Source organism: Anoxybacillus sp. B2M1 (assembly GCF_001634265.1).
Classification (GTDB): domain Bacteria; phylum Bacillota; class Bacilli; order Bacillales; family Anoxybacillaceae; genus Anoxybacteroides; species Anoxybacteroides rupiense.
Genome location: NZ_CP015435.1, coordinates 3,686,305 through 3,697,861, shown reverse-complemented (window position 1 = coordinate 3,697,861; position 11,557 = coordinate 3,686,305). Strand labels below are relative to the sequence as shown.

The 11,557-nt window shown below is 42.5% G+C and carries 14 protein-coding genes; all 14 read right to left on the bottom strand.

Annotated elements, in window-relative coordinates:
* Positions 1-87: 87 nt before the first annotated feature.
* Positions 88-450 (bottom strand): cytochrome c550, encoded by a 363-nt coding sequence (gene cccA, locus GFC28_RS17945; RefSeq protein ID WP_044744552.1) that lies wholly within the window; start codon positions 448-450, stop codon positions 88-90.
* A gap of 133 nt (positions 451-583) precedes the next feature.
* Positions 584-1,117, bottom strand: coding sequence for a hypothetical protein (locus GFC28_RS17940; protein WP_044744553.1), 534 nt, complete (start codon positions 1,115-1,117; stop codon positions 584-586).
* A 195-nt stretch (positions 1,118-1,312) separates the two neighbouring features.
* Positions 1,313-2,437 carry an RNA polymerase sigma factor RpoD gene (rpoD, locus tag GFC28_RS17935; RefSeq protein WP_044744554.1) on the bottom strand — a complete coding sequence of 375 codons (1,125 nt, stop codon included), beginning with the start codon at positions 2,435-2,437 and terminating at the stop codon, positions 1,313-1,315.
* A gap of 33 nt (positions 2,438-2,470) precedes the next feature.
* Positions 2,471-4,273: a DNA primase gene (gene dnaG / locus GFC28_RS17930; protein WP_044744555.1), complete on the bottom strand. Its 1,803-nt coding sequence runs from the start codon at positions 4,271-4,273 to the stop codon at positions 2,471-2,473.
* Between the two features lie 32 nt (positions 4,274-4,305).
* Positions 4,306-4,755, bottom strand: a complete 450-nt coding sequence (locus GFC28_RS17925; protein WP_044744556.1) for a YaiI/YqxD family protein — start codon at positions 4,753-4,755, stop codon at positions 4,306-4,308.
* 565 nt (positions 4,756-5,320) lie between these two features.
* The gene (locus GFC28_RS17915; protein ID WP_044744558.1) at positions 5,321-6,121 is read right to left on the bottom strand and encodes a pyruvate, water dikinase regulatory protein; all 801 of its coding nucleotides are present in this window, start codon (positions 6,119-6,121) and stop codon (positions 5,321-5,323) included.
* An 11-nt stretch (positions 6,122-6,132) separates the two neighbouring features.
* Complete coding sequence (locus GFC28_RS17910; protein ID WP_044744698.1) at positions 6,133-6,762, bottom strand: transcriptional regulator CcpN; 630 nt, start codon at positions 6,760-6,762, stop codon at positions 6,133-6,135.
* A gap of 213 nt (positions 6,763-6,975) precedes the next feature.
* Positions 6,976-7,731 carry a DNA repair protein RecO gene (gene recO / locus GFC28_RS17905; protein WP_044744559.1) on the bottom strand — a complete coding sequence of 252 codons (756 nt, stop codon included), beginning with the start codon at positions 7,729-7,731 and terminating at the stop codon, positions 6,976-6,978.
* Positions 7,732-7,761: 30 nt separating this feature from the next.
* Positions 7,762-7,905, bottom strand: a complete 144-nt coding sequence (locus GFC28_RS19065; RefSeq protein WP_080862293.1) for a YqzL family protein — start codon at positions 7,903-7,905, stop codon at positions 7,762-7,764.
* Positions 7,906-8,028: 123 nt separating this feature from the next.
* On the bottom strand, positions 8,029-8,937 hold the full coding sequence (gene era, locus GFC28_RS17900; RefSeq protein ID WP_044744560.1) for a GTPase Era: 909 nt from the start codon (positions 8,935-8,937) through the stop codon (positions 8,029-8,031).
* A complete protein-coding gene (locus GFC28_RS17895; protein ID WP_044744561.1) occupies positions 8,930-9,328 on the bottom strand; it encodes a cytidine deaminase in 399 nt (132 codons plus the stop codon). The genes era and GFC28_RS17895 overlap by 8 nt, the downstream gene beginning before the upstream one ends.
* 110 nt (positions 9,329-9,438) lie before the next feature.
* Positions 9,439-9,810, bottom strand: a complete 372-nt coding sequence (locus GFC28_RS17890; protein ID WP_044744562.1) for a diacylglycerol kinase family protein — start codon at positions 9,808-9,810, stop codon at positions 9,439-9,441.
* 3 nt (positions 9,811-9,813) lie between these two features.
* A complete protein-coding gene (gene ybeY, locus GFC28_RS17885) occupies positions 9,814-10,284 on the bottom strand; it encodes an rRNA maturation RNase YbeY (protein ID WP_044744563.1) in 471 nt (156 codons plus the stop codon).
* A gap of 309 nt (positions 10,285-10,593) precedes the next feature.
* Positions 10,594-11,556 carry a PhoH family protein gene (locus GFC28_RS17880; RefSeq protein ID WP_044744564.1) on the bottom strand — a complete coding sequence of 321 codons (963 nt, stop codon included), beginning with the start codon at positions 11,554-11,556 and terminating at the stop codon, positions 10,594-10,596.
* Position 11,557 lies beyond the last annotated feature (1 nt).

Genomic DNA, 11,557 nt, shown 5'->3' with positions numbered 1-11,557 from the left:
TATCTCCCTTTCCGCACTGCGACATGATCGCCTTTATTGTATCATAAACAAAAAATCCCTTCACCCAAGGTAAAGGGACTTTGGCTATTATTGCAATTTTGAAAGCCATTTGGCCATCTCGTCAGCTTTTTCTGGCGATACAAGCCCTCCCGGCATGCTGCCGCGACCGTTTTGAAGGATATCTTTAATTTCGTCTACTGAGAGACGTTTTCCAACACCTTTTAATGCCGGACCGACGCCGCCTTCATAATTCACACCATGACAGCTGCTACACGTTTGTTTATAAAAGTCCTCTGGCTTTGCAGCTGCTGTTTCTTCTGTTTTAGCTCCGCCCTCTTTCTCTTTTGCCATCTCTTTAGCGTCGCCAAGCCCTTTAAATGAAAGAGCAATCATTAGACCAATCCCAAATACCATGATAAGAACAAATGGGATTAACGGGTTTCGATTCATCAGTTTAACCTCCCTTATGTATAGACTATCCTGAAAATGTAACCGCTACAAACAATTTTATTTTACTGTAAATCTGGAAGAAGGAAAAGCCCTAAATCACTTTCTCGCTGAAAATCGTCGAAAAAGAGCGACATTACACAAAAAAGGAACCAATGAGCAATGCAATGCCGACCACCCCTGAGATCGTCAAATAAAGCAGCCGCATGCGAAGGCCAAAAACAAGCCACAATGCGCAATTTAAAAAAATCACCAAAGCGGAGATCGGCTTGTTTTTGGGAAAATAATAATCACTCAAATGAACAGAAGCCAAAAAGACCAAAAAAGCGCCGATAATGAGCGGCAGATGCACGAGCCTCGCTTCTTTTCTCCATTTCCATATTCCAATAAAGCAAAGAAGAATAAAAAAGGATAAAAGGAGCATTTGCAAAACAAACGACAATTCAGTAAAATAAATGGCAAGAACACTTATTGGCAACAAAAGACAAATTAACAATATAAAGAAAATGTGAAGCCAAGCGCCTGCCCTCCTCACAGCCGTCTGAGCCGAGGAGCGGTCTCCTTCTGTATAAAGCGCTAGCAAATAATCGCAATATTGCTCTGGAAGAAGGCGTGAGCGCTTCCAATATTCAATTTCTCTTACAATGATTTCGCGTCGTTTTTCATCCATGCTGATCGACCTTCCTGGTTGGAAATAAAAATAGTTTACTTCTCTTGCGGCAGAAGTAAACTATTGGTCTCAACCTTTATTTTGTAGACGCGGGCAAGAGCCCGTGAAAAAAGAAGGAGATCCTTCTTTTTTCACACAACGCTCTGCATATGGATTCATGCGATGTTGTTGAGAGCCATTTTTTCAGCGCAGACATTACTCTAAAAAGTCTTTCAAACGCTTGCTACGGCTTGGATGACGCAACTTCCGGAGCGCTTTCGCTTCAATTTGTCGAATACGCTCTCTCGTCACGCCGAACACTTTTCCTACTTCTTCAAGCGTACGAGTGCGCCCATCATCTAAGCCAAAGCGAAGACGGAGCACATTTTCTTCACGATCAGTAAGCGTATCAAGGACATCTTCAAGCTGCTCTTTTAATAACTCATATGCCGCATGTTCGGAAGGGGAGGTTGCATCCTGATCTTCGATGAAGTCTCCTAGATGTGAATCGTCCTCTTCACCGATCGGCGTTTCAAGCGATACAGGCTCTTGAGCAATCTTCAGAATTTCGCGGACTTTCTCTGGCGTCAAATCCATTTCCTCTGCGATTTCTTCTGGAGATGGCTCGCGGCCAAGATCCTGAAGAAGCTGGCGCTGCACGCGAATCAGCTTGTTGATCGTTTCCACCATATGCACAGGAATGCGGATCGTCCGAGCCTGATCAGCGATAGCCCGAGTAATCGCTTGACGAATCCACCATGTGGCATACGTACTAAATTTATAGCCTTTTCGATAATCGAACTTCTCAACAGCTTTAATTAGACCCATGTTTCCTTCTTGAATTAAATCCAGAAACAGCATGCCACGTCCGACATACCGTTTGGCAATGCTGACAACAAGGCGCAAGTTAGCTTCCGTTAACCGCCGTTTCGCTTCTTCATCTCCCTGTTCAATGCGCTTGGCCAGCTCGATTTCTTCTTCGGCAGAAAGCAGCGGAACGCGGCCAATTTCTTTTAAATACATGCGGACAGGATCATTAATTTTTACGCCGGGAGGAACCGTTAAATCATTTAGATCAAATTCCTCCTCTTTTACAAGGTCATCGAGATCTGGATCATCGTCTAAATCCGATTCGCTAATAATATCCACACCCTGCTCCGTTAAATACTCATAGTATTCATCCATTTGATCTGAATCGAGATCGAAACCAGATAAGCGCTCGGCAATTTCTTCATATGTTAATACACCGCGTTTTTTTCCTAATTCCAGTAACTGTTCTTTTACTTGTTCCAGAGTTACATCAGAGTCGACTTGTTTTGAACGAGCTGATTTTTCAGCCATTTCGTCCCCTCCTTCTAAAACTTTCAGACGACATTATGAACTAGATAACAACTTTTTCATTTCGAGAATTTCTTTAGCGATGCGTGCAGCTCTCAGAAAATCCTTCTGGCGCTCCGCTTCGATTTTTTCTTGCTCTTTTTGCTTTAGGTTTAACCATTTTGGGTAATTCAACACATGTTTCATGTAATCATTTAATTCTTGTGATGAAAGGTTTTCATTGATAAGCATCATTGATAGCTCCGTCACAAGCGGTTTTAATCCATCGGGTATTCGCGCAACTAGCGCGCTGACATCAGGTTCGTTTCCTTCTTCATAAAACGCATAAATGTAAGCGGCAATTGCCCGATGCTCCTCAATGTTGAAATCGCCTTGAATCGTCTGCTGCACAGTAAAGGCCACATCTCGGTTTCGAAGCATGTGAGCAAGCAACAACCTCTCAGCGTTATGAAATGCTGGAAAAAGTTTCTTCGATGGTAGTTGCGGAGCCGCAGTCGATTGCCTACTATTTGAAGAAGCGGCTGTTCTCGTTTTTTTGTAGCGCTCCAGCTGCTGCTGCAAAGCTGACAAGGAGAGAGAAAATTCATCTGCCAGCTGCCGCAGATAATAATCTAACTCGACGGGATTCGATAACTGGGCGATTTCCTTTAGCGCCTCTTCAATATAGCGAATTTGCTCGCTTTCATTTTGCAGATTTTTTCCTTTACGCAAATAGGCCATTTTAAAAGCCATCAATGTGCCGCTCGCTTCAAGCACATTATGCCGAAATCGCTCTAGGCCGTATGTTCTAATATATTCATCTGGATCAAGGCCATCAGGAACAGCGGCGATTCTTACGTAGCATCCTGCTTTTTCTAAAAGCTCCGCTGCCCGAAGAGTGGCTTCCACCCCTGCTGTATCACCATCATAGCAAATGACGATCGACTCCACGTTGCGTCTGAGAATGCGCGCTTGCTCGTCAGTTAACGCTGTGCCCATCGTCGCGATAGCATTTGAAACTCCCGCTTTAAATGCTGAAATAACATCAGCAAACCCCTCGAATAAAACAGCTTGCTGTAGCTTTCGAATATGCAGCCGAGCTTGATGAAAATTATATAAAATCTTACCCTTATGAAAGATCGAGGTCTCTGGACTGTTTAGATACTTCGGCTGTCCTTCTCCTAAAATGCGTCCGGAAAACGCGACCGCTTCTCCGTGATGATTATGGATCGGAAACATCACACGATTGCGAAAACGATCAAAATATTCTCCGTTTTCCTTTCGAATCACGAGTCCGGCTTTTTCCATCAGGTCAAGCGGAAACCCACGGATTTTTAAAAACTTCACAGCAAAATCCCAAGAATGAGGCGAATAGCCGATTTCGAATTGCTCGATTACTTCGCGGGTCATGCCTCGCTCCTGTAAATAATCAAGCGCATGTTGCCCCTCTTTTGTATTTATGAGCAAATGATGATAAAATTTCTTTAAAAGTTCATGCGCCTCTATCATTTTTTTGGCATCGCTTGTTTCAGCTGGCCTTTTATGCTGATGATCAAGAGGGAGAGGCGTCAAATCTATATTGGCCCTCGCTGCCAGCCTTGCAGCTGCATCGGTAAACGAAAGGCCTTCTATGTCCATTAGGAACGAGAACACGTTCCCGCCCGCTCCACAACCAAAGCAATGGAAAATTTGCTTTTCGGGTGAAACCGAAAAAGACGGCGTTTTCTCTCCATGAAACGGACATAGTCCAAAATAGTTACGTCCTTGTTTTTTCAACTGAACGTAATCGCTGATCACATCAACAATATCGACTGATCGCCGGATTTCTTCAATCATTTCTTCGGGAATGCGGTATCCCATACGAACAACTCCGTAATTTTATTATTCTCGTCCTATGCCTTATTTCCTGCGGATTTCGACAAAATTTTTTCGAAACTTTTTCGAAAGGTCTGCCGCTCTTCGTCAGAGAAACGTTTCATTCCTTTCATACGCACACCTTGTCTCCGTTGTTTTGCATGAAGATAGCGAATATAGAGCACATGTCCTATCCCATCTTCGCTATACATTTTTCCTTGAGGAGACATCACACAAATGTCCCGATTGACTAATAAGCTTGCCAATCCGATATCGTGCGTAATCACAACATCCCCCTTTTGCGCATGATTAACAATATACAAATCAACAGCTTCTCTTTCCGTATCTACATATACCCACTCCATTTCCGCCACATGTGAAAAATGGTTATATGAAGATACAAAAACACTTTGTACATTATATTGACGAGCAAGAGAGAAAATTTCATCTTTTACAGGACAAGCGTCTGCATCGACAAAAACAGTCATATGTCGCCCGTCGCCTTTTTTACATTCTACACCATCTTCAAAAATCCTTCTTCTCCTCCTATGAACATAAACGAATTTTGTCGACATCTTCCTCTTGACAATAAGCTATCAATAGTTTACTCGTTCTATCTCTGCTCTAAACGTAGCACGGTTTATTTTTATCACAATTTTTTATTATAATACAATCAATACGAATGCGCCAGAAAAAAATAAAAGAATGCCTATGATGCTAGTCGAGCGTTATGTTCAACCATAGACGGAACTCGACATGTTAACCCATGCACAACTATGGAGTTCAACGACCTTGGCTTATCTCCGATCCTCGAAAAAAGGATTCTATTTTTGGAACGGCTATATGCGCTTCCATTTCTTTACCTAACACTAAGACAACATTATCTGGCACCACGAACAAAACGATAGATGCTGCAAAATCATGCACTTTCCAGCTAAAAGGCAACTCAAAAATATCACGAATGATCGCTGAAAAGTCGAAGACCGAAACAAATAAAAAAAGAAGCCATTGATAACATTGCATGGATAGCAATGAAAATCATGAGGCCTCCCCTTATAGCTTCCGTTTTTTCATGATAATATTCGCGGTCTCTTCGATCGCTTTGTTCGTCACATCAATGACATCGCAGCCGATTTGCTGAATTACTTGATCAAAATAATTAAGCTCCTCCTTAATGCGTTCCATATTCGCATAGATCGCTTTATCGTCAAGCCCTAGGGCTCTGAGCCGCTCCCGACGAATGGAATTCAGCTTTTCAGGGCTGATTTTTAAGCCGAAGCACTTCTCTCGAGATACTTTAAACAATTCTTCTGGTGGCTCGACTTCCGGCACAATGGGCACATTGGCGACTTTTAAGCGTTTATGAGCCAAATACTGTGACAGCGGCGTCTTAGAAGTGCGTGACACCCCGATCAACACAATATCAGCACGCAAAATGCCGCGCGGATCCCGCCCGTCATCATATTTTACAGCAAATTCAATCGCTTCGATCTTTTTAAAATAATCTTCATCTAATACGCGAACCTGCCCTGGTTCATAGCGAGGAGTCATATTGAATAAATGGCTCATTTTCTCCATAAGCGGACCAATAATATCATATAGCTCCACACCTTCACGTTCAGCCTCTTCAATTAAAAACTGGCGCATTTGCGGCACGACAAGCGTAAAAGCAATAATCGCATGATTCATTTTGGCTAGCGCAACCACTTCCTTCAACGTGGAGACATCTTCTACATAAGGAACGCGCTTTAGTTGAATAGCAGCGCTATTAAATTGGCTTGCGGCCGCTTTGACGACCAATTCAGCGGTTTCTCCGCCTGAATCAGAAACCACGTATACAACGCGTTGATTCATCTTCATCCTCCTTAGAGTAAATCATCTTTTGCTAGCGCAACAAAAGCTTTTGTAATATTTGTTTTGGTGATTCGTCCAATCACCTCATATCCCTTGTCTGTTTTTTTTACGACCGGCATGGCATCAATTTGTTTTTCAATGAGCCGCTCAGCCACATCAATCAACAGATCATCTTTATAACAGACATTGATGTTTGGCATTCTTGTCATAATGATGTTAACCGGAATCGAAGTCAGCTCCTGCTTGCCAATGCTCGCTCGCAATAAATCTTTGCGCGACAAGACACCCACTAATAAAGATTCTTCATCCACGACAAACAATGTCCCGACATCCTCAAGAAACATCGCCACAATGGCGTCATATACGCTGACATTTTCATTGACTACGACAGGAATCGATTGAAAGTCACTGACTTTCATTTTTTTTATTCGATCCGCTAAAAGCTGTGTTCCTGTTTTTCCTGTATAAAAATAGCCGACTCTCGGTCTTGCTTCCAAATAGCCAGCCATTGTTAAAATCGCCAAGTCGGGACGCAGCGTCGCTCTTGTTAAATTTAATTTTTCTGCGATGTTTTCCCCGGTAATCGGTCCATGGTCTTTGACGATTTGTAAAATTTGTTCTTGGCGTTTATTCAGTTCGATTTTCACTCACCACCTTACCAAAAACTAAAAAAGGCTGTACTCATACGAACCTATTATAACGTAATGATTCATTTTACGAAAGGAAATCAAGAAAATTCGCTTTGTTCTAAAAATACGTGCATCGTTGCTCCTGATTTCCCTCAAGCAAAGACGCCATCGACAGACCGCTTCCATATAAAAACAGGGCTGCCTCAGCTTCGTGACAGCCCTTTATTATTGCAGCCGAGATTTTAGCTGCTCGATTTGTTCTAAAAATCGTTTCGTTTTTAGCGAAAGTCCGGAATATTCGTCATAATAGGCGGAAATAACGTGGTGTAATTCGTTTTTCGTTTCCTTCTTAACCGAAATTTTGCCCAACCTTGACAGATCAAGATGGTAAAAAAGCCGCAACAGCCTAACCGCTGCCGAAGAAAGAGAAAAGCGGTACGGATCCTTTTCCTCGCATTGATCACAAAGAAATCCCCCTTCTTTTATGGAGAAGGAGAACCTCCCCTCGCTTCGCCCGCAAACCGCGCATCCGTCTAACGAAGGAGGCAATCCGATCACCCGCAGCATTTTCATCTCGTAAATATATGTAAGAATTTCTAAATCGAGTCCGTCATTCATATATTTTAATGTCTGAAGAAGCAGCTCAAATAAATAAGGATTGGGGCGCTGTTCTTCCATAATTTTATCTGTTAGCTCGACGACATAAGAAGCATAAGCTGTTGCAAAAATATCTTCGCGAATCCCTCTCAGTGCATCAATGATTTCACCTTGATGCAGGCTTCCTACTCCGCGACTCTTTTGAATTAAATAATGTCCATAAGTAAATAAGTGCGTCACAGAAGAAAGGCGACTGTTTGGCTTTTTCGCTCCTCGAGCCATAACAGCCACCTTTCCCCATTCTCTCGTCAGCAAGGTAACAATTTTATGAGTTTCCCCGTAATCAATCGTTCGAAGCACAATTGCTTCGCATTTTTCAAACAATATGATCACCACCAAGCTGGAAAAAGCAGCTTAGAAAATCGGCTGGTCCATTTCCGTAAACTCGATTTCTTGTTCATCGCCATTTGGCTGATGCTCCCTCTCAAGCTCTTTGAAAAGGAGATATGTGTCGATATTCCCCGTTTGGCTAAACAGCTTCCACGTAAATTCTAGCATCGAACCACACCTTTCCGCCTGTAGGATCGCTTTATAAAGGTTGCGTGCAAGCAGCGCTTACACGTTCAATAAGCTATTTATAGCTTGGCTTCCCTACAATCAATTTATGTTACACAAAATTTGTTAATATTCGTCCTCTCTAAATCCGAAATCGCGCAATTGAGATAATTTATTTCGCCAATCCTTTTGGACCTTAACCCAAAGCTCCAAAAACACTTTAGAACCTAACAGCGCTTCAATGTCTTGACGGGCTCGTTGCCCAATTTCTTTTAGCATTCGCCCTTGCTTTCCGATAATGATGCCCTTTTGTGAGTCACGTTCAACAATAATCGTCGCGCTAACATAAATGGTGTGATGATCTTCTGGGCGTTCAATTGAATCAATGACGACTGCAATGGAATGAGGAACTTCCTCGCGTGTTAAATGAAGAGCTTTTTCCCGAATTAATTCAGCGATAATAAAACGCTCGGGATGATCCGTTATTTGATCAGCAGGGTAATATTGCGGACCTTCCGGTAAATATTTTTTTATTTGCTCGATTAGCGTTTCGACATTGTTTCCTTGTAACGCTGAAATCGGCACAATTTCTGCGAACGGATATTGTGACTGATAATGCTCAATAAGAGGTAGCAATTCGTCCGGATGCACTTGGTCGATTTTGTTAACGACTAAAAACACCGGCGTTTTTACTTCCTTCAGCCGCTCTATGATGAAAGCATCGCCGCGGCCGAATCCTTCTTCAGCATTTACCATAAACAAAATTAAGTCGACTTCTTTTAAAGCGTTTTGCGCCACCTTCATCATAAAATCGCCCAGCTTATGCTTTGGCTTGTGGATTCCAGGCGTATCAATAAAAATGATCTGTGTGCTTTCCGTTGTGTATACGCCTTGGATCTTATTGCGTGTCGTTTGCGGTTTATCGCTCATAATAGCGATTTTTTGACCAATGACACGGTTTAAAAACGTTGATTTTCCTACATTTGGTCTACCGATAATGGAAACAAATCCTGATTTATACTGTTCCTTATTCATGCAAATCCTCCGCTGAAAATGCTCCTGGCAATAATTCTTTTACTGTTAATTCTCGAATGTCTCCTTTTAAATTGGTCAAAATGATTTTCATATCTGGCGGACATAATTCAGCAATCACTTGACGACACGCTCCACAAGGCGGGACCGGACGGGAGCTGTCAGCAATCACCGCTAATGCCGCATAATCGGTGTCTCCTTCAGAATACGCTTTAAACAACGCTGTCCGTTCTGCACAGTTGCACACGCTATAAGCGGCATTTTCGATATTGCAGCCGCGGTAGACTTTGCCGTTTTTAGTTAATAAAGCAGCGCCTACTTTAAACTTGGAGTACGGTACATAAGCATACTCTCTCGCTTTTTTCGCTTCCGTGATCAATTCCTGTGTATGCAATGATGCTCTTCCTTTCTTTTTGAGGAAAAACTCCTCCTTTTTATTTTACAGGAAATCAAGAAATTTTTCATCTCTATTCATGTATATATAACAGAAAAATTCGAATTTTCTCATTTCAATACCCAATTATACAAATGTGGCAGAAAAAGGATGGCTCCTATCATAACCGCCATGATCGCACCAAGCAAAACAGCGCCGGCCGCTATGTCTTTGGCTGCTTTGGCAAGCGGATGAAAGTCTTTTGTTACTAAATCGACCGTCCGTTCAATCGCCGTGTTCACCATTTCTAAACTGATCACCGCGCCAATTGTCAACAGCAATATAAGCCATTCCCATTTCGTAAAATGAAAAACAATAGCGAAAACAATGGCGATAGCAGCAAGCATAAGGTGAATTTTCATATGCACCTCTTCCCTTACTGCTGCCACCATTCCTGACCACGCATTTCGAAACCGTTTCCATCGCTGACGCCACTGCTTCATCGTTTATCGTTTCAACCCGTATTGTTCCAGAATTTGCTCTTGCTTAGCAAACATTTCCTTTTCGTCTTCCTCTGTTTCATGGTCATATCCTAACAAATGTAAAAAGCCATGCACAGCTAAAAATCCTAATTCTCTCATAAAGGAATGGCCGTATTCTTTCGCTTGCTCTTGTGCTTTCGGAACGGAAATAATAATATCTCCTAATACCGGCGGTGCATCTAATCCAATGATTTCCGTTTCTCCTTCCCCCATCTCTTCAAGTGCAAACGAAATCACATCAGTAGGTTGATCCTTCCCGCGATACTCACGATTAATCATCCGGATTTGTTCATTATCGACAAAAGAAATGCTAACCTCCGCCTCATCTGGAATCTGTTCAACATCAGCCGCATAATTTAATAATTTGGCGATGACCTCCATCTGCTCATCAGTTACTTCATTTGTTTCGTCTAACCAATCAATATGTAGTGCCATTTTTTCTTCACCTTTTCCTTCTCTTCTCGTTGATGCCCCTTCGATAAAAAGAGACCCATCATGTTAATGGGTCTGTCGCATGACCGGGCTATAATAATGTTTAAATCACGAAGACCGCGTTTGTCAAATATTATTTTCATTTAAAGAATCGCGGCCTAACCAACGAATTTCGACTGCCTTTATGCTGCAGCATAACATAGTTGCTGATTTACGCCCTTCGCCCGTAAACCCCTCGTTTTTTCATCATACCATAAATGCAGCTCCATGATAAATTTCTATCTATTGGCTGAAAAGAAGCCTTCCCTATTCTTATACGCCCGCTTGATCATACGCTTCAATAATTTTTCCGACAAGCGGATGGCGAACAACATCAGCCTGCTCCAAAAAGACAAATGAAATGCCGCTAACAGATGATAAAATATCCTTGGCTGCAGCCAACCCAGATTGAACGCCCCTAGGCAAGTCAATCTGAGAAATATCGCCTGTAATAACCATTTTCGAGCCAAATCCAAGCCTTGTTAAAAACATTTTCATTTGCGATGGCGTTGTATTTTGCGCTTCATCCAAGATCACAAATGCATCCTCAAGCGTGCGCCCTCTCATATAAGCAAGCGGTGCAATTTCAATCGTCCCTCGCTCGATGAGACGCTGTGTATGATCAGTACCCAATATATCATGAAGAGCATCATAAAGCGGACGTAAATACGGATCCACCTTTTCTTTCAAATCTCCTGGCAAAAAGCCTAAATTTTCTCCCGCCTCGACTGCTGGACGAGTTAAAATAATTCTCTTGATGTATCCATTTTTAAGTGCATGAACAGCCATAACGACTGCCAAATAGGTTTTTCCTGTTCCCGCCGGGCCGATGCCAAATACAAGATCATGCTTTTTAATCGCCGCTACATATTGGCGCTGTCCTAATGTTTTGACGCGAACCGGCTTTCCTTTAGCGTTTTTCGTAATCTCTTCCTCATATAACTCAATGAAATACTCTAGCGTGTTGCTTTTCGCCATTTGAATCGCATACATCACATCGCGTTCGCTAATCGTGACTCCCTTGCGAATCACGATGAGCAGATGGCGCAGCACCTCATCAACGAGCCGAACGCTTTCGCTGTTTCCTGAAACGTGCACGGCATCTCCCCGCGTCACAATCGAAACGCCCAGCTCTTGCTCAATTCGTTTTAAATGAACATCATGAATGCCAAAAAGGGCAATCGCTTCATTGGCATTTTCTAATTGCTGGCTAATCGTCACAAACTCCTCTGACATC

Bases quoted from the DNA above. Each gene is read 5' to 3' on its own strand.
- cccA (WP_044744552.1), bottom strand. From the start codon at position 450: ATGAATCGAAACCCGTTAATCCCATTTGTTCTTATCATGGTATTTGGG.
- GFC28_RS17940 (WP_044744553.1), bottom strand. From the start codon at position 1,117: ATGGATGAAAAACGACGCGAAATCATTGTAAGAGAAATTGAATATTGG.
- rpoD (WP_044744554.1), bottom strand. From the start codon at position 2,437: ATGGCTGAAAAATCAGCTCGTTCAAAACAAGTCGACTCTGATGTAACT.
- dnaG (WP_044744555.1), bottom strand. From the start codon at position 4,273: ATGGGATACCGCATTCCCGAAGAAATGATTGAAGAAATCCGGCGATCA.
- GFC28_RS17925 (WP_044744556.1), bottom strand. From the start codon at position 4,755: ATGACTGTTTTTGTCGATGCAGACGCTTGTCCTGTAAAAGATGAAATT.
- GFC28_RS17915 (WP_044744558.1), bottom strand. From the start codon at position 6,121: ATGAATCAACGCGTTGTATACGTGGTTTCTGATTCAGGCGGAGAAACC.
- GFC28_RS19065 (WP_080862293.1), bottom strand. From the start codon at position 7,905: ATGCTAGAATTTACGTGGAAGCTGTTTAGCCAAACGGGGAATATCGAC.
- era (WP_044744560.1), bottom strand. From the start codon at position 8,937: ATGAATAAGGAACAGTATAAATCAGGATTTGTTTCCATTATCGGTAGA.
- GFC28_RS17890 (WP_044744562.1), bottom strand. From the start codon at position 9,810: ATGAAGCAGTGGCGTCAGCGATGGAAACGGTTTCGAAATGCGTGGTCA.
- ybeY (WP_044744563.1), bottom strand. From the start codon at position 10,284: ATGGCACTACATATTGATTGGTTAGACGAAACAAATGAAGTAACTGAT.
- GFC28_RS17880 (WP_044744564.1), bottom strand. From the start codon at position 11,556: ATGTCAGAGGAGTTTGTGACGATTAGCCAGCAATTAGAAAATGCCAAT.